This is a genomic window from Promicromonospora xylanilytica (assembly GCF_054782895.1).
On record NZ_BAAGRP010000014.1, the window covers coordinates 75,459 to 101,072 of the forward strand.

Below are 25,614 nucleotides of genomic sequence, written 5' to 3' on the forward strand. Positions count from 1 at the left end.
CATGAGCCTTTCTGAAGAGACGTTCGACGTCGTAGTGATCGGCGGAGGGGCGGTGGGTGAGAACGCCGCGGACCGGGCCTCCCGCACCGGCCTGTCCGTCGCCCTGGTCGAGTCGGAGCTGGTGGGCGGTGAGTGCTCGTACTGGGCCTGCATGCCGTCCAAGGTGCTGCTGCGGGCCGGGGCCGTCCGGGCCCTCGCACGCGAGACGCCCGGCCTGCGGGACCCCGGTGCGCCCGACGTCGCCGCGGTGTTCGCCCGGCGCGACGAGATCACGAGCAACTGGGACGACTCCGGGCAGGTGTCCTGGGTCGAGGGCGCCGGGCTGACCATGGTGCGCGGCCACGGCCGGCTGGTCGGCGAGCGCCTGGTCGAGGTGTCGGTGCCCGAGAGCGCGGTCAGCTCGGAGAGCGGGTTCGGGGAGGCCGAGACGGGGCAGACCCCGGTGACCCGGCGGCTGCGGGCCCGGCATGCGGTGATCGTCGCGACCGGCAGCGTCCCGGTCCTGCCGGACACCCCGGGCCTCGCGGAGGCGTCGCCGTGGTCGAGCCGTGAGGCGACGGCGGCGGAGGTGGTGCCCGAGTCGCTCGTCGTCGTCGGCGGCGGGGTGGTCGGCGTCGAGATGGCCAACGCGTACGCGGACCTCGGCGCCCAGGTGACTCTGCTGGCCCGTGGCGGGCTGCTGTCCGGAGCCGAGCCGTTCGCCGGCGAGATGGTCGCCGACTCGCTGAGCGGGCTGGGCGTGGACGTCCGCACGGGAGTGGAGGTCGCGTCGGTCGAGCGGCCCGGCGCCGGTGTCGAGGACTCCGCACCCGGCCCGGTGACCGTCACCCTGTCCGACGGCGGGAAGGTGACCGCCGCGGAGATCCTCGTGGCGACCGGCCGCGTGCCGCGCACCGCCGACCTGGGCGTGGAGAGCGTCGGCCTGGACCAGTCGGCGCTCGGCCGCCGCGGCGCCCTGGTCGTCGACGAGTCGATGCAGGTCACCGGCGTCTCGGGTGGCTGGTTGTACGCGTGCGGCGACGTCACGGGCCGCGCGCCGACCACCCACCAGGGCAAGTACCAGGCGCGCGTCGTCGGAGACGTGGTGGCTGCTCGGTACGGCACGGAGGTGGGGGACCGGTCGCCGACGAGCGGCGACCCGGAGCCCGCCGTCGGGCAGGAGGGCAAGCCGTGGTCGCGGTACGCCGCGACCGCCGACCAGGCGGCGCGCGTCCAGGTCGTGTTCACGCGACCGCAGGTCGGCTGGGTGGGACCGACGGAGCGCGAGGCCCGCGCGGCGGGGATTCCCGTGGAGGCCGTGTCCTACGACCTGTCCTGGGTGTCCGGTGCGAGCGTGGAGACGCCCGGTTACACGGGCCGGGCGCAGGTCCTGGTGGACACGCAGCGGCGGGTCCTCGTCGGCGCGACGTTCGTGGGGCCGGACGCCGGGGAGATGCTGCACGCCGCGACGATCGCCGTCGTCGGCGAGGTACCGCTGGACCGGCTGTGGCACGCGGTCCCTGCGTACCCGACGGTCAGTGAGGTCTGGCTCCGCTTCCTGGAGTCCTACGGCCTCTGACCCCGCCCTCCGCCGAGGTAGTCACCTGGCGAGGTAGTCACGTAGCGAGGTAGTCACCCGGTTTCGCGCTGAGTGACTACTTCGCCAAGTGACTACTTCGCCAGGGGACTACCTCGGGGTTACTCCGACGGGGTGAGGGAGCCGTCCGAGCTGAAGACGAGGCCGAGCGTGACCTCACCCTGCTGGAGCGCCGACTTGGTCAGCGGGCCGCCGGCGTCGAGCGAGCGGAACTCCGCGAACTCCAGGCCGTAGGTCTCCTCGAGGCCCGGCTGGCAGAACGGGCGCTCCGTGCACTCCGGCGGGCCGCCGAGCACGAGGCCACCGCAGGCCTCGGCGAGCTCGCTCAGCATGGCGACGCCGTGCTCGTCCGCGAAGGCCTTGGTCACGGCGAACGCGTTCTGGTCCTGCGCGGGGGAGGGCTCGCCGAACACGAGGCCGACCTCCTCGCCCAGGCCGGTGAGCGCCTCGGTGGTGGCGTCGAGGTCGCTGCTGGCGACCGGCTCCGCGTCGGCCCCGTTGACGTCCTTGTTGATGAACTCCGTCAGCGTGCCCACGTACTCGGGGATCACCTGGACCTGCTCGCCGCTCTCCAGGGCGGGGAGGTATGCCTCGCGGTTGCCGATGGTGGTGACCTCGGCGTTGTACCCGGCGGCGTTGAGCACCGTCGCGTAGATGGTGCCGAGCGTGGCGCTCTCCGCGAAGTCCGCGGCGCCGACGACGATCGTGCCGCTGCCGTTCTGCTCGGGAGCGTCCAGGCCCGCCTCGGTCACGAACTCCTCCGCGACCTCCTTGGAGGTGCGGCGCTCGACGTCCACCGCCTTGTTCAGGCCGATGAGGGTGTCGGTGTCGAGTGCGGCCGAGACCGTGTCGAGGAGCGGGATCAGGGTGTCGTCACCCTCGACGGCCGCCGCGTTGACGGCCGGGATGATGTTGTCGACGGTCTGCAGCTGCTTGTCGTCCTCGAGCACCACGAGCTCGTCGCCGGGGACCGCCTCGCAGGCTGCCACGCTGCCGCCGCCTGTCTCGGTGCTGCCGCCGCCCCCTCCGGCCGAGCCCGGTTCGCCGCAGGCGGTCAGGAGAGCGAGGCTGACGACGGCTGCCGCCGCGCCGACCGCCCGGGGGAGGGACACATGCGTACGGGGGAACTTCATCGAATGTCTCCGAACGTGGGTGACGTACAACTGTTCTACGGTTTTGATCGATCCCATTCGACCCTGGCGAGAGGGCGATGGCAAGGGATAAACCCGCCCGTGAGGATCTCGTGACATTCACCGGTGCGCTACCGGGACCTCCGCGGTGTTGCGTGAGCGGGCGCCGAACCGGCCGGAGAGCACGACCGCCGCGCGCCGCGTGAAGAAGCGCCCGAGCCCCGCGGCGAACGCGTTGCCCCGGCCCGAGACGACGCTGGGCCGGCGGTTGCCGCGGTCCAGCGAGCGCAGGCCCGTCTCGACGACCTGCTCGGGGGTCTGGTAGCTGCCCTGGTAGGCGCCGCCCGCCAGGTCGTCGAAGAACTCGGTGCGGGTCAGCCCGGGCGCGAGGGACAGCACCCGGAGGCCGCTCGACCGTGACTCGTACCACAGTGCCTCGGTGAAGCTCAGGACGAAGGCCTTGGCCGCCGAGTAGACGGCCATGTCGGGGCCGGGGAGGTAGGCGGCCATGCTCGCGACGTTGACCAGGATGCCCCGCCCGGACTGCCGCAGCGGCTCGATGAACGCGCGGGAGATGTCGACGAGGCTCGCCACGTCGACGGCGATCTCGTCCCGCAGACGGTCCGGGTCCTCCTCGTGGAACGGGCCGTCGGTGCCGAAGCCCGCGTTGTTGACGAGGCCGGTCACGGTGAGGCCGTGCGCCGCGACCTCGCGGGCGAGCGCTTGGCCCACACCGGGCTCGCTGAGGTCCAGCGCGATGGGGGTGGCGCGCACGCCGTGGTCGCGTTCAAGCTCGCTCGCCAGGTCTTGCAGGCGGTCGAGGCGGCGGGCGACGAGGACGACGTCGGAGCCGCGGGCGGCGAGGGCCCGGGCGAAGGCCGCCCCGATTCCTGAGCTGGCGCCGGTGACGACGGTGGTCTGTGCGGTGAAGTCGATGTGAGCCATGCTGCACTGTAGGCAGTGTCTTGCACCGAGTGCAAGCAGTAGCACCGCGGGTATGGTCGCCTCATGGACGCGACGCCTGACACCCCGACCCTGCGTCAGCGGACGCGCAGGGCGGTCCACGCCGAGATCACGGACACCGCGCTGCGCCTGTTCGCCGAGCAGGGCTTCGACGCGACCACCGTCGACCAGATCGCCAAGGCCGCGGGGATCTCGCGGCGGTCGTTCTTCCACTACTTCGGGAGCAAGGAAGACGTGGTCCTGGGCGACCTGGAGGCGCTCGGACGGCGCGTGCGCGACGCGCTCGAGGCCCGCCCGGCGACCGAACCGGCCTGGGAGGCGCTGCGTGCGGCGCTCCTGACGCTGCGGGGACCCGACACCGACGCCGCCACCGAGCTGCAGATCGCTCACATGTACGCCGACGCGCCGTCGCTCCGCGCGAAGCACCTCGAGAAGCACCTGCGCTGGCAGGAGCTGTTGGGCCCCGACGTTGAGCGGCGGCTCGGCATCGCGCCGGGCGCCGGCGTGGGCGGCGGCGCCGGTGGGGGCACCGCCGATGGGGGCGGCGCCGATGCGGGCGGCGCCGAAGACATGGACGCGGCCGTCCCCGCCGACGGTCGCCGCACCGTCGACCCGCGCGCCCGCGCCGTGATCGCAGCGGCGCTCGCCTGCCTCGACATCGCGGTCGAGGCCTGGCGCGAGTCGGGTGGCACGGCTGATCCCGTGGAGCTGTTCGACGCGGCGGTCGCCGCCGTCCGCGCCTGACGCCGAACCGCAACCTGGGTGCGTTGCGTGGCACCCTTTGCGGTGCCGAACCGCACGTCAGGGGTTGCTGACGGTGCCGAGCCGCACGTTAGGGGTCATGGACGCTGCCGAGCCGCAGGGAACACGTGTATCGGGCCTCGTATGGGCTCATAACCTTCGGTTGGCGACGGGCCGGACGTGTAGGTTGCGGTTCGGCGGCGGCGAAGCGTCAGGCGGACGTGCAAGTTGCGGTTCGGCACCCGAGCCTCACACCTGGCGGGCTCCGGCGCGCAGCGGGGCGGGCGTGGCCAGGCGCTGCCCGATCGCGAGCACCGCGTCGATCGCGAGGCAGAGCGCCGCGACCAGCACGCCGCCCGCCAGCACCTCGCCGTACCGCTGGGTGCCCATGCCGAGCGCGATGATCTGGCCCAGCCCACCGCCTCCGGCGAGCGCCGCGAGCGGGATGGTGGCGACCACCTGCACGATCGTGGTGCGCAGGCCGGCAGAGACGAGCGTGGTGGCGAGCGGCAGCTCGACCTGGAGCAGGATGCGTCCGCCGCTCATGCCCATGCCACGTGCGGCGTCGCGGGCGTCCGGGTCGGCACCGCGCACTCCCTCGTAGGTGTTGACCAGCAGCACGGGTACGGCGAAGAACGCGGCCGCGATGACGGTGGCGGTGTTGCCGAACAGCCCGCCGGCCGCGAGGAGCAGGATGATGCCGAGCGTGGGCAGCGCGCGGGAGGCGTTGGTGAGCCAGACGACGAGGCCGGCACCCTGGCCGCTGTGGCCCAGCCAGGCGCCGAGCGGGATCGCCACCACCGCGGCGGCCGCCGTGGCCGCCGCGGTCATCAGCAGGTGCTCGCCCGTGAGCTCCAGCACACCGCCGGGCTCGGTCCAGGTCAGCGGGTCGTTGAGCCAGACGAGGGCTTCGTCGATGACGCTCATGCGGCCCTCCTGCGCAGCCAGGGGGTCAGGCCTCTGCCGATCGCCCAGAGGGCGAGGTCCAGCACGAGCGCGAGCAGGATGGTCGCGAGCGTCGCCGCCATGATCTCCGCCCGGTAGGAGTTGTTGCGGAAGCCCTGGAACATGATCTGCCCCAGCCCGCCGTACCCCACCACGACGCCGACGGTGACCAGGGCGACGCTGGACACCGTGGCCAGCCGCAGCCCCGCGATGATGCTCGGCAGCGCGCTCGGCATGGCTACCTGGACGAGCAGCCGCGCGGGCCCGTACCCCAGGCCGCGGGCGGCGTCGAGGACGGCGGGGTCCACGGTGGCGAGGCCCGCGACGGTGTTGCGCAGGATGATGAGCAGGGCGTAGACCACCAGCCCCACGAGGACCGGCGTGCGGCCGATGCCGAGCCACGGCGCCAGGACCGCGAACAGCGCGAGGGACGGCACGGTGTACACGACGGCCGCCGTGCCGAGCACCGGCCCGGACAGCCACCGGAACCGGGAGGCCAGCATCCCCAGCGGGATGGCGATGGCCGCGGAGATCGCGACGGCCTCGATGGTCAGCCCCGCGTGCTCGAGGGTGCGCTGCCACAGCAGCGGCGCGTTGTCGACCACGTAGGACCAGGAGAACCAGGGGTTGCCGGGCATGCCTCAGAACCTACCGTGGCGTCACCCGGTAGGTTCTGAGGCATGGCTGCGCGCACCGTGATCGAGCTGGATTCCGTCCGCAAGGCGTACGGGGACGGCACCGTCGCCGTCGACGGGCTGAGTCTCGCGGTCCAGGAGCACGAGGTGCTCGCGCTGGTCGGCCCGTCGGGCTGCGGCAAGTCCACCACGCTGCGCATGGTCAACCGTCTGGTGGAGCCGACGTCGGGCCGCATCCTGCTCGACGGCGAGGACGTCACGGCCACCGATCCCGTGGCCCTGCGCCGCCGCATCGGCTACGTGATCCAGAACGTCGGACTGTTCCCGCACCGCACCGTCGAGGCGAACATCGCGACCGTGCCGGGCCTGCTCGGCTGGGACCGCAGGCGCACGCGGGCGCGTGTGACCGAGCTGCTGGACCTGGTGGGCCTGCCCGCCGCGACCTACGCCAAGCGGTACCCGCACGAGCTGTCGGGCGGCGAGCGCCAGCGCATCGGCGTGGCCAGGGCGCTCGCCACCGACCCGCCGGTGCTGCTGATGGACGAGCCGTTCGGTGCCGTGGACCCCGAGTTCCGGCGGCACCTGCAGGCCGAGTTCCAGCGTATCCAGCGCGAGACCGGGACCACGGTGATCCTCGTGACGCACGACATCGACGAGGCGGCGCGCCTCGGCGACCGGATCGCCGTCCTGTCCCGCGGCGGGGTGCTCGAGCAGGTGGCGAGCCCGCTCGCGGTCCTGGCCCACCCGGCGTCGGAGCGGGTGCGGGACTTCACCGGCGAGGGCGCCGCCTCTCGCATGCTCGCGCTCGCGAGCGTGCAGACCGCCGACCTGGAGGGCGCGGAGCGGATCGTCCAGCCTGCGCCGGCGCCCGTCCGGCTGGGCGCGCGCCTGACCGACGCGTTCGAGGCGGTGGCGGCGCTGCCGGGTTCGGCGATGGGCCGGGTGCCGGTCGTGGGGGAGTCGGGCGACGTCGTCGGATCGCTCACCGCCGACGGCATCCTCGGCGCGCTGCGCCGGGCCGCCGACGCCGCGGCGGCCGAGCCGGGTGTGCTCGGCGTCGAGGACGCGCCCAGCGAACCGGCAGTGTGACGGACGCCGCTTCTCGCGCGTGGCCGGGCCGGAAACTCGCGCACGCCGTCGGCGATAGTCTCGGTGCGTGACCAACGCACGTGTAGCCCTCGCGACCTGCTCCCAGCTGCCCGACCTGCACAAGGACGACGTGCCGCTCCTCGCCGCCCTGGCCGAGCGCGGGGTGACCGCCGAACCGGCCGTGTGGGACGACCCGGCGGTGGACTGGTCCGCCTACGACCTCGTGCTGGTCCGCTCCACCTGGGACTACTCGCCCCGCCACGACGAGTTCCTCGCGTGGGCGCGCGCCCTGCCCCAGGTGGCCAACTCCGCCGACGTCATCGAGTGGAACACCGACAAGCGGTACCTGCGGGAGCTCGACGCCGCCGGCGTCCCCGTGATCCCCACGATCTGGCTCGACCCGGCGCGGCACCTGTCCAAGCGCGCCGTGCACACCCGGATGCCGGCGTTCGGCGACTTCGTGGTCAAGCCGGTCGTCAGCGCCGGTGCGCGGGACACGGGCCGGTACCAGCCGGTGTCCGCCGAGTCGCGCGGGCGGGCCATCGCGCACGCCGTCCGGCTGCTCGACGAGGGCCGCTGGGTCATGATCCAGCCGTACGTCACCTCTGTGGACACGGCGGGCGAGACCTGCCTGATCTTCATCGACGGTGAGCTGACGCACGCGGTGCGCAAGAACGCGCTGCTCACGGGTCCCGCCGAGGACTCGGCCGAGCTGTACGCGGCCGAGGAGATGTCCGCCTTCGAGGCCACGCCCGCGCAGGTCGACGTGGCGCGGCGCGCGCTCGCCGTGGCCCGGGAGGCCACGGGCGCCGACCTCACGTACGCGCGGGTGGACCTGGTCTCCGGCGACGACGGCGTGCCCATGGTCCTCGAGCTGGAGCTCACCGAGCCGTCGCTGTGGATGAAGTACGGGTCGGGCGTCGAGGGCAGGCTCGCCGACGCCGTGGTGCGCCTGCTGGGCTGAGGCACGGCCGCTCCACCCACGGCCGTCTCCATCAAACGGTTGAGACGAGAACCGAACTCTTCGGCGATGCCGGAGGCCCTGCCCGGTTGATGAAGTTGTGGGCATGGCAGAAACACGCGTGTGCGCACGCTTCTCGGACCGGTTGACCTCTCGCAGGGGTGCGTGGCTCTCGATCGGGATGGCGGTGCTGGTCCTCGTCGCGCTGTTCGGTGCGCTCGGTCAGTCGTCGGCCCCCACGGGGAACGACGCCGCGCCGTCGGACTCCGAGTCGGCGCGGGTGAGCGAGCTGCTCGACCGGTTCCCGGACGCGGACGAGCAGCCGGTGCTCGCCGTCGCCACACGCGCCGACGGCGGCGACCTCACGGACCGCGACCTCAGGTCCCTCGGCGGGCTGGTGCCGGTGCTCGACCGGCACACCGGGTTGTCGGCGTCCGGCCCGCTCCCGAGCGAGGACGGCGCGGCGGCGGTGCTGATCGCTCCGGTCACCGTGGGTAGCGACAACGCCGCGACGGCGGACGTCGTCAAGGACCTGCGGTCGGAGCTCGCGGCGCACCCGGTGAGCGGGATCGACGTGCTCGTGACCGGCGGCCCGGCGTTCGGCGCGGACGTGACCTCCGCGTTCGACGGGGCCGACCTCACGCTCCTCGCCGTCACGGTCCTCATCGTGGCCGTCCTGCTCGTCCTCACGTACCGCTCGCCCGTGCTGTGGCTGATCCCGCTCGTGGTCGTCGCGCTCGCCGACCGGCTCGCCGGCCTCGTCACGGCCTCGGCGGGCTCGGCGCTGGACCTGCAGTTCGACGCGGGCATCATCAGCGTGCTGGTCTTCGGCGCCGGGACCAACTACGCGCTGCTGCTGATCTCCCGGTACCGCGAGGAGCTCCTGACGCACGAGGACCACCGCGCTGCCCTCGCCGTCGCCTGGCGCCGGACCGCGCCGGCCATCGTGGCGTCCAACGTGACGGTGGTGCTGTCCCTGCTGACCCTCGTGCTCGCCGCCATCCCCGGGACCAGGGGCCTGGGCATCACCTCGGCCCTCGGCCTCGTGATCGCGCTGTTCGCCGTCCTGTTCGTGCTCCCGCCCGTGCTGGCGGTGTGCGGGCGCAGGGTGTTCTGGCCGTTCGTCCCCCGGCCCGGCGCGGCGGCGGGCCACGGGACCGCCTGGCGTGCGGTCGCCTCGCGCGTCGTGCGCAGACCGCGCGCCGCGCTCGGCGCCGGCGCCGTGCTGCTCGCCGTGATGGGTACCGGGCTGCTCGGCACGTCCGTCGGCCTGGACCAGACGGAGAAGTTCCGGGTCCCGTCCGAGTCGGCCGCCGGCCTGGAGGTGCTCTCCGAGCACTTCCCGCCCGGCGAGTCCCAGCCGGTCCTCGTGGTCGCGAACACCCCGGGCGCCCAGGCCGTCGCCGACGCGGCCGGAGACCTCGACGGCGTCGTGCGGGCCACGGTGGTCGGCCGGACCGACGACGGTGATCTCAGCAAGATCATGGTGACCGGGCAGTACGCCCCCGGTACCCCGGAGAGCCTCGACCTGGTCGCGCAGCTCCGCGACCAGGTGGACGCCGTCCCCGGTGCGGACGCGCTCGTCGGCGGAGCCGTCGCGACCGACCTCGACGCCAGGACGGGCAACGAGCAGGACCTCCTGCTCGTGGCGCCGCTCGTGCTCGCCGTGAGCTTCGCGGTGCTGCTCGTGGTCCTGCGGTCCGTCCTGGCCCCCGTCGTGCTGCTGCTGGTCAACCTCGCCAGCGCGGCGGCGGCGATCGGGGCGGGCGCCTGGCTCAGCCGGATCCTGTTCGACCAGCACGCCCTCGACCTGCAGGTACCGCTCCTGTCCTTCCTGTTCCTGGTGGCGCTCGGCATCGACTACACGATCTTCCTGGTCCACCGCGCCAGGACCGAGGTGGTGGCGCACGGCACGCGGGAAGCCATGGTGCGTGCCGTCGCGGGGACGGGCAGCGTCATCACCAGCGCCGGGATCGTCCTCGCCGGGGTGTTCGCGGCGCTCGGCCTGCTCCCGCTCGTGACCCTCGGCCAGCTGGGCCTCATCGTCGGCATCGGGGTGGTCGTGGACACCCTCGTGGTCCGCACCGTCATCGTGCCCGCACTGTTCAGCCTGTTCGGCGACCGGATCTGGTGGCCTCGTGCTCTCCGGCGCAAGGACGGAGAATCAGCGCATGAGCACCGTGCAGAGCACCCCGCACTCGTGGGGTGACACCGGCAGGGCCCTGCGGTCGAGGGCGCCCGCCCTGCGTTCCATGCAGGTAGGGCAGCACGTGATCGCGGTCGTCCTGACCGTCGTCGGCGCGGCGCGGGCGGTCGCCACCGGCACCGCGGTCGCTCCCGCCCTCGCCGCGGCGGTCGCGCTGGTCGTCTGGTACGCGGCGGGCATCACCGTCGCGCCGACGGTCCGCACCGCCCGGTCCGCGCGATGGTGGCTCGCCGGGCTCGCGGTGGTGTGGGTGGCCGCCGTCGCGGTCTCCGCGGAGTTCGTGTGGGTGGCGTTCCTCATCTGGCTGCTCGCCGGCCACCTGCTGCCGCCGTGGCCCTCCGTCGGCTTCTCCGTGCTGGTGTTCGCCGTCGTCGCCCTCGCGCCGCTCGTGCACCACGGCACCTTCAGCTACGCGGGATTCTTCGGCCCGCTGATCGGCGGGGTGTTCGCCCTCGGGATCTCCCGCGGCTACCTGGAGCTCCTGCGCGACGCGCGCGAGCGAGAACGGCTCGTCGCCTCGCTGCGGCAGACCCAGGACGAGATGGCGGCGGTCCAGGAAGAGCTCGCGCTCACCCAGCGGCACTCCGGCGCCGTCGCGGAGCGCACCCGGCTCGCCCGCGACATCCACGACACGGTGGCGCAAGGCCTGTCCTCGATCCGCCTGCTCGCGCACGCCGCCGCGGACCGCACCACCGACGTCGACGCCGGGCGAGCCCTCCACCAGGTCGAAGGGCTCGCCGGGGACAACCTCGCGGACGTGCGCCGGATCGTCGCGGCGCTCGCGCCCTCCGAGCTGGAGGAGGGTGCGCTCGCAGCGGCGCTCGGCCGCATGCTGGCCAGGCTGCGTGCCGAGACCGGCCTCGCCGCCGACCTGCGGGTCGACGACACGGTGCCCCCGCTCCCGACGGCCGCGGAGGTGGCGCTGCTGCGCACCGCGCAGTCGGCGCTCGCGAACGTCCGCCTGCACGCGGGCGCCGAACGGGTGGTGGTCAGCCTCGTCGACGCCGACGACGCGGTGCGGCTCGACATCCTCGACGACGGGCGCGGGTTCGACGTCGACGCCTGGAACGCCACGGCCGCGACCGAGGGGTCGAGCTACGGCCTGCACTTCATGCGTTCCCGGCTACGGGAGCTCGGCGGCGGCCTCGACGTCGAGAGCACACCCGGTGACGGCACCGCCCTGTCGGCCTACCTGCCGCTCGGCCCCGCGACGAAGGAGAGCTGAATGCCTGTCAGCGTGCTGCTGGTCGACGACCACCCGGTGGTGCGCACCGGCTTGCGCGCCGTCTTCGACGCGCGGGAGGACGTGACGGTCGTCGGTGAGGCCGCGACGGCGGAGGAGGCGGTGGTGCTGGCCGGGCACCTGCACCCCGACGTCGTCCTGTGCGACCTCCGGCTCGGGGCGGGGATGGACGGCGTCGCCGCGACGCGAGCGCTGCGTGCCCTGCGGCCCCCGCCCGCCGTGCTCATCCTCACGACGTTCGACCGGGACGCCGACATCCTCGGCGCCATCGAGGCGGGCGCGGCCGGCTACCTCCTCAAGGACGTGCCGCCCGACACCATCGTCGAGGCGCTCCACACCGCCGCGGCGGGGCAGGTCTTCCTCGCGCCCGACCTGGCGACCCGGGTGATGAGCGGGATGCGCACGCCGCGACCGCGCCTCACGACGCGGGAGCTCGACGTGCTCGGGCACCTCGCCAAGGGGGCGTCGAACAAGGAGATCGCGCGAGCCCTCTTCGTCACCGAGGCCACCATCAAGAGCCACCTGGTGCACATCTTCACCAAGCTCGACGTGGACAGCAGGGCCCGGGCGATCCACGTGGCGCGGGAGGCGGGGCTGATCCGGGGGACCTAGCCGCGGGGCCTGCCGCGGTGGTCCTGCCGCAGTGGTCCAGCCGTAGAAAGAAGAGCGGCAGGTCTGGGAGCATTTCTGCTACCTGACCTGCCGCTCTGTCGGGGTGAGCGACGGGACTTGAACCCGCGGCCCTCGCGACCACAACGCGATGCTCTACCAGCTGAGCTACGCCCACCATGCTCGCCGATCTGGACCGGCGACCGTCGAAAAGCATACATGCTCCGGCGCCCCGGACCGAACTGAAAGCTACGGGGCGAGCTGCTTCGTGACGGACGTCTCGGCGACGCGGGCCGCCGCGGCGCGCGAGGTCGCCGTGTCGGGGCCGGGCTGCGCGGGGAACAGGACCTCGCGGTAGTAGCGCAGCTCGTCGATCGACTCGAGGATGTCGGCCAGCGCGCGGTGCCCGCCGCCCTTCTTCGGCGACGCGAAGTAGACGCGCGGGTACCAGCGGCGCGCCAGCTCCTTGATCGACGACACGTCGACGATCCGGTAGTGCAGGTGCCCCACCAGCTCGGGCATGTGCAGGTCGAGGAACGTCTTGTCCGTGCCGACCGAGTTGCCTGCCAGCGGAGCCTTGCGCGGCTCGGGCACCCACTCCTTGACGTAGGCCAGGATCTGTTCCTGCGCCTCCTCGAGGGTCAGGCCCTGGTCGAGCTCGTCGAGCAGGCCGGACGTGGTGTGCATGGCGCGCACGAAGTCGTTCATCTGCGCCAGGGCCTCGGCCGGAGGTTTCACGAGGACGTCGACACCGGTGCCCAGGACGTTGAGGTCGGAGTCGGTGACGATCGCTGCGACCTCGACCAGCGCGTCGGCGCGCAGGTCCAGGCCGGTCATCTCGCAGTCGATCCAGACGATGCGCTCGTTGGGGTTGGGAAGGCTCACGCCGCTCAGCCTATTCCGTCCGGCGCCGAGGGGCTGACGCGGGGCTGTGGTGCGGCCGTCGGCTCCGCCCGCCTGCTGGTGGAGATCCGTTGCGGAGCCGTGTTCAGCAGGCTCGGAGCGGCCGTAGCGGTCGGCTTGGCGGTCGCCCGGAGCCTGCTGAACGAGAGTCGGTTACGGGGCAGCAGAAAGGCCCTTCCGCTGGCGACCGGGGTCGTCCGAGGAAGGGCCAGGATGCTCGACGCCGGGCTGGTGCCGGGCCGATCAGCAGTGGGTCAGATCAGGCGCAGTCGCTTGACGCGCTTGTTGGTGTGGCGCTCGGGGCGCTCACGCAGCGCGCGCTCCTGCGCACCGACGATCTCCGCGCGACGCGCGATCTCGGCAACCTGGGCGCGGCCGATGTAGTACGCGGTCTGGGCATGCATGTCTGGGGGTTCCTTCCGAGGGGTGGGGAGAGATCGACGGTGCCGGGGAAGCTCACCGGCCGGGTCGCGGCCTGGTGTCCCACACTGTTTCCGTCGTGTTACATCATCCCAGATTCCGGAAATCCCCCGCAAGGTGGACAGCGGTGATCTGCGGCACCATTCCGGGCCTCGGGGCCTCTCACGAGACGGTTTCCTGTGTTTCTCGTTCAGCGCCGTGACGTGGGCCACTGAACGGGCCGGTGCGGCCGAGTGGGTGATGACTGCTGCCGGCCGGGTGTCGCCTGCTGCCGAACGGGCGACGCCGAAGCAGAGCGGGTGCTGGGCACGTGCTCTGCTTCGGCGTCCGTGGGGGTCATGCCGAACGTGCGCGCAGGGCGGCTGCCTGTGCGCGGTCCGTGCGGTGTGCGGCGCGGGCCTCGGCCCTGCGTCGCTTCTGCTCCTGACGGAGCGTGCGTGAACGCCGGTACTCCTCGGCGTCGCGGAGGCGGTCCCGATGGAGGGAGATCGCCAGGTCGTACTGGGTGTGCACGTGAGTGCCTTTCGTGACGCTGGAGGTGTCGGTCTCCCGACATGGGTCTGGCCGGACCCTGTCCACCGCCCGGTATGGGACCGGACGGACGTCACCGCGGTGTGCCTTGAGCCTCCCAGGTAACACTCGGAGGGCGCACGGTTTTATTCGCGACTCGCCCGACGTTCGAGCCTCGGCTGCGCCGAACCGCAACCGGTGCGTTCCCCTGGGCGCCAGCCGAAGGTTATGAGTCCATACAGGGTCCGGAGCACGTGTTCCTTGCGGTTCGGCGTCGTCGGTGACTCGTAACGTGCGGTTCGGCGTCGCTGCCGCGCGCCAGTGCCCACGCCGAGTCAGTTCAATCCGAGTCAGTTCAGTCCGAGTCAGTTCAGTCCGAACCGGCTCAGTCCGAGCCAGTCTGGTCCGGGCCGGCTCAGTTCGGGCCCGCCGCAGCTACCGGAACAACCGTCCTGGCGGTACGGCTATACCTCGCCCGGGAGGGCCTTGCGGATGACCAGGCGCGTCCACGCGCCGATGAAGATCCGGTCGCCCTCCTCGATCTCCTTGCGGACGCCCTGGGCCAGCGCGTCGTCGGGCAGCGGTTCACCGGCGGGGGCGACGAAGGTGCCGTTCGACGAACCCAGGTCCTCCACCCACCAGCGCATCCCGTCGGTGGTCAGCTGGCAGTGGCGCCGGGAGACCCCGGGGTCGCTGCCGCAGTCGACGTCGGGCCGGATGGCGCGCGACTGCGACGGCCGCCCCACCAGGAGGCTGCGCTGTCGCAGTGTCACCAGGCCGGGCAGGCCGGCCGACGGCATCGGGTCCTCGGGACGCTCGTGCGCGTACCAGTCGGGGTCGACCCAGATCTCCGCCACCCAGGTGTCGTCGCCCGGCACCGGAGGTGCGCTGAGGCCCCCGTCGCCCGGCGCCGGCGCAGACGCCCCCGTCGGTGCCGACGGCCCGGCAGGTGCTGGTGACTCAGCGGGCGCGGGCGTGGCGACCGGTGCCGGCCCACCCGACGATCCGCTCGATGCCGGCGGCGGCGCACCCAGGTCCAGTACGGACGGCGGGGGCGTGGGCGCGGCCGGTGTGCCGGTGGTGAAGTCGTACCCGCAGTTCTCGCAGAACAGGGAACCGGCGGGGGACAGCTCGCCACAGTTGGGGCAGGTCACGGGGCCGCTCTCGCCGGTCGCGGGCGCTCCTGCCCCGCCCGGCTCCTGCCCCGGCGAACCAGATGCGGCAGAACCAGGTTCCGCCGCACCCGGCAGGCTGCCCGCTGGCTCCGCCGTCCCGGCCGGGATCGGCGTGCCGCACACGTCGCAGTAGTCGGTGGCGTGGCTGGTGTGGCCTTCCGGGCAGGTGACCGTCATGCGCGCCGTACCCGGGTCGTCTTGGTGGATGCGGTGTCGAGTGCCATCTCGTCCAGCTTGGCGGTGTTCCGCTTGAGCCGCACGGTGCCCTCCTCGACGTTCTCCACCTCCACGATCTTGCGCAGGCGCGAGGTGGCGTCGTCGTTACCGGTCTCGGCGGCGAGCTGGACGGCACGGCCGAGCTTCACGGTCGCCGTCGCCTCGTCGCCTGCGGCCTTGGCGGCCAGGCCCTCCTGGATGGCCGAGGCGAGCTCCGCCTGGCCCGTGTAGTGCGCCACCTCGGGGCTGATCCGGGCGGTGAGCGAGGAGTCGTCCGACCACTTGGCCTTGACGAGGCCGGATGCCAGCACCTCTGCGTCGACCGCGACCTGCACCCGGGCCGCGAGCTGCTCCGAGCCCACCGGCTTGGGCGCCACGCGGACCGCCACGTGGTACTCACGGGTCTCGTCGGCCCACGCGCCAGTCGGGTAGGCGCTGGTCAGCGCGTTCACCTCGGTGCGACGGCCGGTGAGGTCGTCGACCTCTGGCGCGACCTGCCGCACGAACAGCACCTGTGACCCCTGGGGTGCCCACACCCGGAGGTCCACCGCCGCGACGCCACGTGCCATGGACTTGCGCACCAGGGCCGCGAAGTCGTCGGCGATGTCCTCCGGCCGCGCGATGAGGTCGACGGTGCCGAGCAGCGCCGTCGAGATCTTGCGCAGCTCCTCGACCACCCAGCGGTCGCCGACGCCGCGGGCGTCGCACTGGAAGTGGCCGGTGACGTCCGCGATCATCTGGTTCAGGTGGGCGGACGGCTCGGACTCGTTCTTGCCGTCGGTCAGCAGGATGAGGTGCTTCTGCGCGACCGGCGCGGTCGCGAAGAGGTCGTCGGCGAGGCGGAGCCAGGACGAGATGGCGGTGCCGCCGCCCGCAGCCATGGTCGAGATGGCGCGCTTCGCCTCGCTGCGTGCGCCGGGCTCCATGGCGACCATCGGCACGCGCGCGTTGGGGTACGGGAAGATCCGGGACGCCACGTGGGAGCCGCCGATGATCGCGAACAGCGTGCCGTCCGGGATCTGGTCCACGGCCACGGCCGCCGCGTGCTTGGCAGCCTCCATGTTGCGGCCCTGCATGGAACCGGAGGTGTCGACGGCGACGATCTCGGCGACGCCGCCCGCGCCGGCGTCCGCACCGGCGGCGGCGCGCTGGGTGGTCCCGGCACCCGTGCAGGTCACGGACACGACCGCGTGCACGTCGGTGCCGCCGTCGGACAGGAACTCGTTCTGGAAGACCTCGGCGGAGAACTCGGCCACGGTGGCTCCTCTCGGGTAACGGCAGGCTATCGCTGCTCGGTGACAGTGGGGGAGACGCGGGCGAGTGCCGCGGTGATGTTGTCGCGCCCGCCCTGTGCGTTGGCCCAGCGCACCAGCGCGGCGGCCGTGGTGTGCGGGTCGCCGGAGCCGGCGAACCGGCGCACGAGGTCACTCATCTCGTGCGCGTCGGAGCAGTAGTTCCACAGGCCGTCCGAGCACACCAGCAGCCAGCCCGGTCCGGACGGGACGGTGGCGGCGCAGCGGGCGTCGGTGTCCGGGGCGTCCGGGCCGAGCCACCGCGTGATGGCGTGCGCCTGGGGCGACGTCTCCGCCTGGGCCCGCGGCACGCCCGCCGCGATCATCTCCTGCGCCCACGAGTCGTCGACGCTGAGCTGCTCCGGCTGGCCGGAGTCCGGCAGCCAGTACACACGGGAGTCGCCCAGCCAGCCGGCGACGACCAGACCGTCGTCCACGACTGCCGCCACGAAGGTGCACGACGGCGGGTCGTCCGTCACGTCCTTCCCCTTCGTCGCGGCGAGCTGCTCAGCGGCCCCCCGGACGGCCTGGCCCGCCGCGCGGGACGCGGCGACCATCGCGTCCGTCCACCCCGCGATGCGGCGGCTGGTCGCGCCCTGCACGGAGCTCGACCCCTCGGGCCCGTAGGCCACGAGCACGTCGCGGGCCGCGCGGCTCGCGGCGAGCGAGGCGACGTCGGAGTCGGGTGCGCTGGACACGCCGTCGCACACCACGAGGGCGGCGAAGGTACCGCCTGCTGCGAGGGCCATGGCGTCCTCGTTGCGCGCGTGCCGCACTCCGCGGTCGCAGACGCCGGCGACCCAGCCGGCCGGGCGTTCCTCGAAGTGGTCACGCTCGGACTGGCCGGGTGTGCCGCAGTCGGCGCAGTACCCGTCCGGCGCGATCGTGCCGCCACAGGCGGCGCAGGACCGCCGTGCGGAGGAGTCGCCCGTCGCGGGGTCGGGGTCCAGCACGGTCGGCGCGAGCTCGAGGGTCACCTCGGAGGGCGGACTCCCGTCGGTGCCGCCCAGCGGCGTGCCGCAGTTCTCGCAGAACCGGGCGCGGGGCGCCGCGTTCTCTCCGCAGTCGGGGCAGCGGGCGAGGTTACTGTCGTCGGCACTCATGTCTGGGTCGGTCTCCTTGCGTCCGTCAGGGCTCGCGCCCCGCGACTGTCTTTCAGCGGATCACCAGGATCGGTTCACCGTTCGGTGGTTCTCGTTGCGCCGGACTCGCCGGGCGTGTCGCTCAGCGCATCGTCCACCGCCGTACGGAGTTTGCCCGGTCCACGAGCGCTACGCGCTCCGAGCGGTCGTCGGTGAGGCGGGCGAGGTCGCGCAGGGCCAGCTCGAGACGGTCCCGCAGCTCCGGCTCGGTGGCCTCAGCCCCGGCCACCCGGACGCTCGGGTCGGGGCCACCGCGGGTGACCAGGCCGAGCGCGCCGGCCAGGGCGTCGACCGTGACGGCGGCCCGTGGCCGGTCGGCGACGTGCGCGGCGTCGAGCCCGGCGACGGCGTCGGACAGGTCGACGAGGGTGCGCCGCGCGCCGACGAGGAGGTGGGCGCGCCGCAGGCGGGCGTCGGGGAACGAGCCCCTGGTCGGGCCCACCAGGTCGAGCGCGCCCAGGGCGCCGTCGAGGTCGCCGCTCCCCGACCGCACACGCGCGAGGCCGAACGCGGCCGCCCCGGTGTAGTTGGCGTCGGCACGCGCGATGGTGCTGTACAGCTGCTCAGCGACCCCGGGTTCGCCGGAGACCTCGCAGACGGTGGCGAGGGCGAGCTTGGGCGCGGGCTCCCCGGGCACCTGCCCGTAGACCGCGTTGAACGACGCGCGGGCCGCGGCGGGGTCGCCCGTCGAGAGGTGCCCGAGGCCCTCCATCCAGGCGGCGCGCCACTCCCAGGGGTCGTGCTCGAGGATCTGCGCGACGGTGGCGCGCAGCCGGTCGAGGTCGCCGGCCTCGATGGCGGCGCGCGCCAGGGCGAGCCGCACCTCCACGGTGGGCTCGGCGGCGCCGGCGAGCGCCACCGTGCGGGCCACCGGGTCGGCGAGGTTCACGCCGGCCAGCCAGGACGCCATCGGGTCGGTGGAGTCCACCTTCAGCAGGGGCAGCTCGTGCCAGCCGAGGGCGTTCTCCGCACCGTCGAGCGGCGGCACTCCGAACAGGACCGACTCCGCCGACGTCGTCGCGGTGTACCCGGGACCCTTGTCGGTGGCGACGACCTCGCGGAGCACCCCGAGGAGCTGGACGCGGGCCTCGTCGACCGACGCGAACCGGTCGGCGGGCTCGGGCGCGCACGCCTTGGCCAGCCACCGGTAGAAGGAGTCGTACCGCTGGAAGACCGGGGTCTCGGCGACGGGCGGGAAGGACGCCTGGTACACCGTGGTGTTGCCACGGAAGTCCAGCACCAGGGAGGCGAGCGTACGGCCGAGCGTGAAGATGTCGGACGCCACGGAGGGGCCGATCTCGGCCACCTCGGGCGCCTGGTAGCCGACGGTGCCGTAGATCGCGGACTGGAGGTCGTCGACGCGGCGCACGCCGCCCATGTCGATCAGCTTGACGCCGTCGCCCTGGGCGATGATGTTGTCCGGCTTGAAGTCGCAGTAGAGCAGACCGCGGTCGTGCAGGTAGCTGAACGCGGGCAGCACCTCGAGGATGTACGCGATGGCCTGGTCCACCGGCAGCGGCCGGGCCTGGCCGCCACCCTGGCCACGGCGCTCCTTGAGCACGTCCTTGAGCGACTTGCCGCCCACGAACTCCATGACCGTGTAGCCGAGGCCCTCGTGGAGCACGAAGTTGAAGATCTCGACGATCAGCGGGTGCTCGACCTCCGCGAGGTACTGCCGCTCGGCGACGGCGGCCTCGTACGCCTCCTTGTCGCCCGAGTTGAGCAGACCCTTGAGCACCACCCAGCGCCCGCTGACGTTACGGTCGCGGGCCAGGTAGATCCAGCCCAGGCCACCGTGGGCGAGGCAGCCGACCACCTCGTACTGGCGGGCCACGAGGTCGCCGGCCTTGAGCGCGGGGGCGAAGTCGTACCGGGCACCGCAGTGCCCGCAGAACCCGGCGATCCGTCCCGGCACACCCTCGCGGGCGCGTCCTACCGGCTGCCCGCACGTGGGGCAGTACCGCTTGTTCTCCGCGAGCTCCGGCGTGGCCATGACGGCCTGCAGCGGGTCGGCCACCGGCGTGTGCGGCACCGTGGTGAGGCCTGCGCCGAGCCGGTGCCCGCGCAGGCGCGTCGAGCCGGTGCCGACCCGCCGGGTCTGGTAGCTGCCCGACCCGACCCGGGCGGACCCCAGGGCCGTCGAGGCGAGGCGGGACGAGCTGGTGCGCCCCGTGGAGGGCTGCTCCATGGCCCCGGGCACGCCGCCCGAGGCGCGCACGGTCGTGTCGTCGGCGCCCCACGAGGCCGCGACCGCCGCGAGCGCGCCCCCCGCGGGGTTGCCGCCCGCCGGCGCCCCGCACACGTTGCAGTAGCCGTCCTCGATGGTGCCGCGGCAGCCCGGCTCGGCGCACGCCTGTGTGGTCATCGGTGTCCCTTCGGAAGATCGCGCACGAGCGTCTCGAGCTGCTCGGTGAAGTGCCGTGCCAGGGCGAGGTCGCAGGGCGTGGCGTCCAGCGCCTCGCGGGCCTCGTCCTCGCCCGCCTTCACGGTGGACGACGCCGCGCGGCCGTTGCCCTGGGCCTTCGTCATCAGGTTCCGGACGCGGTAGCGCAGCTCGGCGCGCTCGCGCAGGGGTGCGGTGTAGGCGTCCTCGACCCGCTCCATCGCCCGCTCGACGGCACCCAGCCGCTGGACGTACGTCGTGAGCCGGTCCGGGTCGTCCGGCACGTCGCCGAGGCGGGTCACGTCCGGGATCGCGAGGTGCGGCGGGTCCGTGATCTCCCGGCGGCAGCGGTCCGCCACCCGGGTGAGCACGGGTGCCCGGTCCGCCAGGGTGGTGCGCAGCGCGACGGCGCGCTCCCGGTCCTTGGCGAGAGAACGGCGTCGGGCCGTCGCGACGATGAGGTCCCGCTCCGTGCGGGCCACGTCGTCCTCGAGCGCGCCGAGCGGGCCGGTGACGTCGGCGCCCCTGGCGACGTCGGACGTGAGGCGCGCGTGCCGGTCGCGCAGCCGGGCGACGACGGCGTCGTCCTCGGTGTCGGCGGACGCGTGGGCGGCGTCCTCGGCCCGGACGATGCCCGCAGCCACGGTCCGCAGACGGGCGGTCAGGTCGGCGGCGTGCGGGTCGAACGAGAGACGGGTGGCGAGCTGGTCGGCCTGGGCGTCGCACAGCCGCGCCGCGTCGACCAGGGAGAGCAGCGACGTGGCGGGGTCGCCGCCGAGGCGGCCCCAGATCAGCTGGGACATGCGCTCACGTGCGACGTCGTCCGCACGGCCGGAGTCCCAGACCGTGACCAGCTCGTCCGTGCGTGTGCGCACCGCCTGCCACAGCGTGAGCGCCAGCACGACGTCGCCCGTCACGGCGTTCTCACCCGACTGGCGGGCCGCGGTGTCCAGGCGGTCCAGGTCGGCGCGGCGTGCGTCGAGCCAGGCCTGGAGCTCGGACAGGTAGGCGAGGAGCGCGGCGGGCTCCGCCGCGACGCCCAGGGCACCGGGCGGAGCCGGCGCGCGGTGGGACCTGCTCACGGCGTCCGCCCGTACACGGGCTCAGGGGCCGCGGGCGCCGGCCCGAGCGCGTCACCCAGCCAGCGCGCGTAGGACTTCTCCCACTGCCCGCTCGCGACCATGTCCTCCAGCACGCCGTTGACGAACCGCACCAGGTCCGGCTGGTCGGCGGGGACGCCCACGCCGTAGGGCTCGTCGCTCACGGGGTCGCCCACCACCTTCGCGTACGGGTCCTGCGCCGCGAAGCCGGCAAGGACCGTGTCGTCGCCGGTGATGGCGTCGACGGCCCCCTGCTGGAACAGGACCAGGCACGTGGTGTGGGTCGCGGCAGGCACCGCCTCCACGCCCTCCCACTCGCCGAGCCGCTCCAGGGTGGTGGTGCCCTCGGGGGCGCAGACGCGCTGTCCGGACAGGTCGTCGACGCCCTCGACGTCCGACGTCGAGGGCACCAGGAGCTTCTGGCCCGCGTGGTAGTACTCCGCCGAGAACGCGATGTTCTCCCAGCGCTCGCAGTTGATGGTGAAGGCACGCGCCACGATGTCGACCTCGTGGTCCACCAGGACCGTCTCGCGGTCGCCCGACGTGATCACGCGGAACTGGATCTTGTCCGGGTCGCCGAGGATCGCGTCGGCCACCTCGTGGGCCACGTCGATGTCGAAGCCCTCGATGTCGCTCGTGAACGGGTCGCGCGAACCCATGAGCAGCGTGTCCGCCGAGACGCCCACACGGAGAAAGCCGCGCTCGCGGATGTCCGCCATCGTGGAGCCCGACGACACCTCCGGGCTGCCGCCCGGGTCCAGCGACGCGACGGCCGGTCGGCCGTCGGCGCAGTCCTGGGCGGCGGTGGCCGTGCCGGGCGCCGTCGCGTCGGCCGGCCCCTGCGCCGCGGACTCCTGCGTGGACTCCTGCGTGGTCGAGCTCATCCCGGCCGCGCCCGTGAGCAGGTGGGTGGTCGTCTCGGGTGCGCACGCCGCCGTCGTGCCGACCAGGGCGAGCGCGACGAGGGCGGTGACGATCGGTCTGCGGGCTGCGCGCGTGCTCATCGGTACTCCTTCAGACGGACGTTCATCCCGGCGGCGGCGGCAACGGCCCCCGCGGCACCGAGCACGAGGGCCACCCACGCCGCGACCTGCGCGGTGGTCGCCGCCGAGCGGAGCCGGTCGACCGCGTCCGTGCTCGTGGCCTGGACCTCGGCGTGGGCCTGGTCGGAGAACGCGGCGAAGGCCGCACCCGCCGAGTCGTCGGCCCGGGACGTCGCGGCCTGGACGGCCGCCTCCCAGTCGTTGCCGTCGTCCAGCGCGCGGATCTCGGTGTGCTTCTCGTCCCAGGCGTTCAGGAGCGACAGGGAGTCGGCGGAACCGGAGCCCTCCGCGTCCTCCGCCTCGCCCAGCAGGTCACGCGCCCCGGCGACCGACGTCTGGTAGGACTCCTCGAACTCACTGCCCGAGCCCCGCTTGATCAGCGTGAACGACTCCATCGACTTGGCGTCGGTGGCCAGCGACAGCGCCTCCGAGGTGGCGACCGTCGCCGCGTACGGGCCGCTCGCGACCGACCGGGCCACGCCGTTGCCGCCCAGCACGGCCGCCGTCACGACCACGCCGCCCACCAGGAGGGCGACGCTCGCCACCGCCAGCCCCGTGTTCAGTACGCGGTGCGTGCGCCGTGCCAGCCAGAGCTGGACGGCGCCCAGCGCGACCAGGGCCAGCAGCACGAAGAGCAGCAGCGCCTGGGCGAGGGCGACGGAGCCCATGTCGGAGTCGACCCGCTCCGACGTCGAGACCGCCACCTCGTCGATGGTGGGCAGCACCTCGTCGCGCAGCGCCGACGACGCCTGGTCCAGGTAGGCGGCGCCGACGGGAAAGCCCTGCCGGTTGTTCGCCCGGGCCGACTCGACGAGACCCGCGTAACGCTGCACGGAGTCGGACACCGCGGCGAGGTCGGCGGCCTCGCCGTCACCGCGTGCGGTCGCCGCCAGCGACGGGACCGCCTCGGCGGCCTCGGAGAGGCTCGCCTCGTAGCGGGCGCGCGCCTCCGTCGGCTCCAGCCCGCCCACGAGGAACGCGTTGGTCGCCGTCGCGTCCGCCGACACCAGGTCGTTGCGCAGCTCCTGCGTGCCCACCAGCTGGGCGGCGTCCCGCTGGGCGTCCCGCAGCGCGGCGGCCTGGCCGTTGCCCGCGAGGAAGCCGGTCACCCCCAGCAGCAGGCAGGCCAGCACGGCCACGGCCGTGGCCAGTGCCAGCCGCCCAGGGGTCGTCGCGAGGCGCGCCGCGAGCCGGGAGGTCGGGGCGGCCGGCGCCGGGTCCGTCCCGGGCACGCCAGGGCTCGTCGTCAGCGGTGCGGTCACGTGGTGGCCTCGCCGTCAGTGCCGATGTCCACGACATCCTCCAGGTCTTCCGGGACCAGCGTGCGCAGCTGGTCCAGCGTCGGTCGTTCAACGTCCCGCAGGCGCCAGGCGTGCCGGGCAATTGCGGAATCCAGCACGTTGCGTGCCCACCGCCCGTTGCCGAAGCCCTCCCCACGGGGCTGGTCCGCCGCCAGGCGGTCGAACCGCTCCAGCGCGGCCGGCTCCGGCTCGAAGTCGGCGGCCCGGGCCATGGACGCGAAGATCTGCCGCAGCTCGTCGGCGGTGTAGTCCTCGAACGTGATGGTGCGGGCGAACCGGCTCTCCAGTCCCGGGTTGGTGCTCACGAACCGGGCCATCGGGCCGGGGTAGCCCGCCACGATGACCACCAGGTCGTCGCGGTGGTCCTCCATGTCCTTGACGAGGGTGTCGACGGCCTCACGGCCGTACTGGTCCTCGGCCAGCGCGTACGCCTCGTCGATGAACAGCACGCCGCCCAGGGCGCGCTCGACGACCGCCGTCGTCTTCTCGGCGGTCTGCCCCAGGTAGCCCGCCACCAGCTCGGACCGGTCCACCTCCACGAGGTGCCCCTTGTCCAGCAGGCCCAGCGCGCGGTAGATCCCGGCGACGAGCCGGCCCACCGTCGTCTTGCCCGTGCCTGGGTTGCCCACGAACACCAGGTGCCGGGTCAGCGTCGGGGCGCTCAGGCCCGCCTCGCCGCGTAGGCGCTCGATGCGGAGGAGCTCGGTCTGGCGATGTATCTCGTCCTTGACTCGTCCTAGTCCGATGAGCTGGTCGAGCTCTTCGAGGAGCTGGTCCAAGGTTCTTTCCGGCTCTTCGGGGGTTTCGGCTGGGGCGGCCGCGGGGTCCGAGACACCGCGCCGGGATGCGTTCACGGGCCCCAGGGGGCCCTCCACTTCGGGAAGGGATACATCCCGGCGCGGTGTCTCGGACCCCGCGGCCTTGTCTGGTCCGTCGCCTTCTGCGGTGGGGAACAGCGGTGGGGTGCGTGGCTGGGTTGGGTGCGTCAGGTGGGGTGGGGTGGTTGGCAGGGGGTGTGCTGTCGGGGGCGATGAGGCTCGGTCGCGGCCTGCTGCGGCGCTGCGGTGGACCGCCTTGGTGCCCTCTGCCGCCGCGATGGCGCTGATGCTGGGGTCGCCGAGGCTCGCCGCCGCGTCGACGACGGCGGCCAGCGCCTCGGCGTACTCGGCGCTGTGGGGTGAGCCGGTCGCGATGAGGTCTTCGAGCAGGTCGGTCGGCGCGCTGCGCCAGCGGCGGGCGCTCACGGCGGCGTCGAAGAACGGCTGCAGGCTGCCCGACGCCGGACGGGCGGTCGCCGTGATCCAGTCCGCCGGGGCGCCGGGCGACGACTCGGCGACCGCTGCCGCCAGCCGTTCGCCCTCGGTGCGTGCGGCCGGGCCGCTCACGCCGGCGACGGCGGCTGTCGCTGCGAGGGCGTCGAGGGCTGCGGCGAGCGCCGTCGTGCTCACGGGGCCTCCAGGGGGCGGTGACCCGACCCGGTCTCGTGGCCCGGCGACTCCGGGGGCGCCGGCGTGCCCGGGCTCGCGGTGGGGAGCGTGAGGCCGGAGGTGCCGAACTTCTCCTCGAGGAACCGGCCGTGGGCCACGAGGGCCACGGCGTCGGCGCGCGACACTGCGTCGGAGATCTTGTCGATCGTGGCGCCCAGCAGGTCGAGCTGGTCGCACAGGATCATGAGCGACGTCTTGCCGCGGTCCACCACCCGCCGGTCGGCGAAGTCCCGGGGGAGGCGCAGGTACGCGTCGACGGCCTCGGGCAGGTAGCTCGTCGCGGTGGCCACCACGGTGTGCGCCTGCTGGGACCCGGCGCCGAGCCGGTCCAGGCGCGGTGCCATCTCGTGCACGGTCTCCGCCACGCGCTGCACCCGGGCGGTCACCGCGGCGGGTGCCTTGCCGGACGCGCGCTCCAGCACCGCGTCGACGGACGTCACGATCTGCTCGGTCGTGGGCGGGGCCGGGATCACGGCGGTCTGCTCCACCTCCTGCGGACGTCCGCCGCCGAAGAGTCGCCGCCACCAGCTCATGCCTGCCTCCG

At 73.4% G+C, this 25,614-nt stretch carries 23 protein-coding genes and 1 tRNA gene; 7 read left to right on the forward strand and 17 right to left on the reverse strand.

Annotated elements, in window-relative coordinates:
* Position 1: 1 nt before the first annotated feature.
* On the forward strand, positions 2-1,558 hold the full coding sequence (locus ACYVK7_RS14665; protein WP_460888456.1) for a dihydrolipoyl dehydrogenase family protein: 1,557 nt from the start codon (positions 2-4) through the stop codon (positions 1,556-1,558).
* 119 nt (positions 1,559-1,677) lie between these two features.
* On the opposite strand, the gene ACYVK7_RS14670 is transcribed toward ACYVK7_RS14665, so the two are convergent.
* The gene (locus tag ACYVK7_RS14670) at positions 1,678-2,709 is read right to left on the reverse strand and encodes an ABC transporter substrate-binding protein (protein WP_460888457.1); all 1,032 of its coding nucleotides are present in this window, start codon (positions 2,707-2,709) and stop codon (positions 1,678-1,680) included.
* A gap of 117 nt (positions 2,710-2,826) precedes the next feature.
* Complete coding sequence (locus ACYVK7_RS14675) at positions 2,827-3,651, reverse strand: SDR family NAD(P)-dependent oxidoreductase (RefSeq protein ID WP_460888458.1); 825 nt, start codon at positions 3,649-3,651, stop codon at positions 2,827-2,829.
* Positions 3,652-3,714: 63 nt separating this feature from the next.
* On the opposite strand from ACYVK7_RS14675, the gene ACYVK7_RS14680 reads away from it, so the two are divergent.
* Positions 3,715-4,413: a TetR/AcrR family transcriptional regulator gene (locus tag ACYVK7_RS14680; RefSeq protein WP_460888459.1), complete on the forward strand. Its 699-nt coding sequence runs from the start codon at positions 3,715-3,717 to the stop codon at positions 4,411-4,413.
* Positions 4,414-4,659: 246 nt separating this feature from the next.
* Here ACYVK7_RS14680 and ACYVK7_RS14685 read toward each other — a convergent pair whose 3' ends face one another.
* A complete protein-coding gene (locus ACYVK7_RS14685; protein ID WP_460888460.1) occupies positions 4,660-5,337 on the reverse strand; it encodes an ABC transporter permease in 678 nt (225 codons plus the stop codon).
* Positions 5,334-5,993 (reverse strand): ABC transporter permease, encoded by a 660-nt coding sequence (locus tag ACYVK7_RS14690; RefSeq protein ID WP_460888461.1) that lies wholly within the window; start codon positions 5,991-5,993, stop codon positions 5,334-5,336. Before ACYVK7_RS14690 ends, ACYVK7_RS14685 begins: the two co-directional genes overlap by 4 nt.
* A 42-nt stretch (positions 5,994-6,035) precedes the next feature.
* Between ACYVK7_RS14690 and ACYVK7_RS14695 the strand changes: the two genes are divergently transcribed.
* From ACYVK7_RS14695 to ACYVK7_RS14715, 5 genes are all read left to right on the forward strand, one after another.
* Positions 6,036-7,079: an ABC transporter ATP-binding protein gene (locus tag ACYVK7_RS14695; RefSeq protein WP_460888462.1), complete on the forward strand. Its 1,044-nt coding sequence runs from the start codon at positions 6,036-6,038 to the stop codon at positions 7,077-7,079.
* A 67-nt stretch (positions 7,080-7,146) separates the two neighbouring features.
* Positions 7,147-8,043 (forward strand): ATP-grasp domain-containing protein, encoded by an 897-nt coding sequence (locus ACYVK7_RS14700; RefSeq protein WP_460888463.1) that lies wholly within the window; start codon positions 7,147-7,149, stop codon positions 8,041-8,043.
* 103 nt (positions 8,044-8,146) lie between these two features.
* A complete protein-coding gene (locus ACYVK7_RS14705) occupies positions 8,147-10,249 on the forward strand; it encodes an MMPL family transporter (RefSeq protein WP_460888464.1) in 2,103 nt (700 codons plus the stop codon).
* Positions 10,212-11,471: a sensor histidine kinase gene (locus ACYVK7_RS14710; RefSeq protein ID WP_460888465.1), complete on the forward strand. Its 1,260-nt coding sequence runs from the start codon at positions 10,212-10,214 to the stop codon at positions 11,469-11,471. The genes ACYVK7_RS14705 and ACYVK7_RS14710 overlap by 38 nt, the downstream gene beginning before the upstream one ends.
* Positions 11,472-12,101, forward strand: a complete 630-nt coding sequence (locus ACYVK7_RS14715) for a response regulator (RefSeq protein ID WP_460888466.1) — start codon at positions 11,472-11,474, stop codon at positions 12,099-12,101. It abuts the gene before it with no gap.
* A 102-nt stretch (positions 12,102-12,203) separates the two neighbouring features.
* Here ACYVK7_RS14715 and ACYVK7_RS14720 read toward each other — a convergent pair.
* The 13 genes from ACYVK7_RS14720 to ACYVK7_RS14780 form a co-directional block, all read right to left on the reverse strand.
* Positions 12,204-12,276 (reverse strand) — tRNA-His (locus ACYVK7_RS14720).
* Positions 12,277-12,347: 71 nt separating this feature from the next.
* Positions 12,348-12,983 carry an oligoribonuclease gene (orn, locus tag ACYVK7_RS14725; protein ID WP_460888467.1) on the reverse strand — a complete coding sequence of 212 codons (636 nt, stop codon included), beginning with the start codon at positions 12,981-12,983 and terminating at the stop codon, positions 12,348-12,350.
* 272 nt (positions 12,984-13,255) lie between these two features.
* Positions 13,256-13,405, reverse strand: a complete 150-nt coding sequence (locus ACYVK7_RS14730) for a hypothetical protein (RefSeq protein ID WP_253870071.1) — start codon at positions 13,403-13,405, stop codon at positions 13,256-13,258.
* A 352-nt stretch (positions 13,406-13,757) separates the two neighbouring features.
* Positions 13,758-13,934, reverse strand: a complete 177-nt coding sequence (locus tag ACYVK7_RS14735) for a hypothetical protein (RefSeq protein ID WP_460888468.1) — start codon at positions 13,932-13,934, stop codon at positions 13,758-13,760.
* 461 nt (positions 13,935-14,395) lie between these two features.
* Positions 14,396-15,283: an FHA domain-containing protein gene (locus ACYVK7_RS14740; protein ID WP_460888469.1), complete on the reverse strand. Its 888-nt coding sequence runs from the start codon at positions 15,281-15,283 to the stop codon at positions 14,396-14,398.
* Positions 15,280-16,578, reverse strand: a complete 1,299-nt coding sequence (locus ACYVK7_RS14745) for a VWA domain-containing protein (protein ID WP_460888470.1) — start codon at positions 16,576-16,578, stop codon at positions 15,280-15,282. Before ACYVK7_RS14745 ends, ACYVK7_RS14740 begins: the two co-directional genes overlap by 4 nt.
* 26 nt (positions 16,579-16,604) lie before the next feature.
* Positions 16,605-17,717: a protein phosphatase 2C domain-containing protein gene (locus ACYVK7_RS14750; protein WP_460888471.1), complete on the reverse strand. Its 1,113-nt coding sequence runs from the start codon at positions 17,715-17,717 to the stop codon at positions 16,605-16,607.
* A gap of 121 nt (positions 17,718-17,838) precedes the next feature.
* Positions 17,839-20,121, reverse strand: coding sequence for a serine/threonine-protein kinase (locus ACYVK7_RS14755; protein WP_460888472.1), 2,283 nt, complete (start codon positions 20,119-20,121; stop codon positions 17,839-17,841).
* The gene (locus ACYVK7_RS14760) at positions 20,118-21,221 is read right to left on the reverse strand and encodes a hypothetical protein (protein ID WP_460888473.1); all 1,104 of its coding nucleotides are present in this window, start codon (positions 21,219-21,221) and stop codon (positions 20,118-20,120) included. The genes ACYVK7_RS14755 and ACYVK7_RS14760 overlap by 4 nt, the downstream gene beginning before the upstream one ends.
* Positions 21,218-22,243 (reverse strand): glutamate ABC transporter substrate-binding protein, encoded by a 1,026-nt coding sequence (locus ACYVK7_RS14765; RefSeq protein ID WP_460888474.1) that lies wholly within the window; start codon positions 22,241-22,243, stop codon positions 21,218-21,220. The genes ACYVK7_RS14760 and ACYVK7_RS14765 overlap by 4 nt, the downstream gene beginning before the upstream one ends.
* Positions 22,240-23,544, reverse strand: a complete 1,305-nt coding sequence (locus tag ACYVK7_RS14770; protein ID WP_460888475.1) for a hypothetical protein — start codon at positions 23,542-23,544, stop codon at positions 22,240-22,242. The genes ACYVK7_RS14765 and ACYVK7_RS14770 overlap by 4 nt, the downstream gene beginning before the upstream one ends.
* The gene (locus ACYVK7_RS14775; protein WP_460888476.1) at positions 23,541-25,031 is read right to left on the reverse strand and encodes an AAA family ATPase; all 1,491 of its coding nucleotides are present in this window, start codon (positions 25,029-25,031) and stop codon (positions 23,541-23,543) included. Before ACYVK7_RS14775 ends, ACYVK7_RS14770 begins: the two co-directional genes overlap by 4 nt.
* Positions 25,028-25,603 carry a hypothetical protein gene (locus tag ACYVK7_RS14780; RefSeq protein WP_460888477.1) on the reverse strand — a complete coding sequence of 192 codons (576 nt, stop codon included), beginning with the start codon at positions 25,601-25,603 and terminating at the stop codon, positions 25,028-25,030. Before ACYVK7_RS14780 ends, ACYVK7_RS14775 begins: the two co-directional genes overlap by 4 nt.
* Positions 25,604-25,614: the final 11 nt, after the last annotated feature.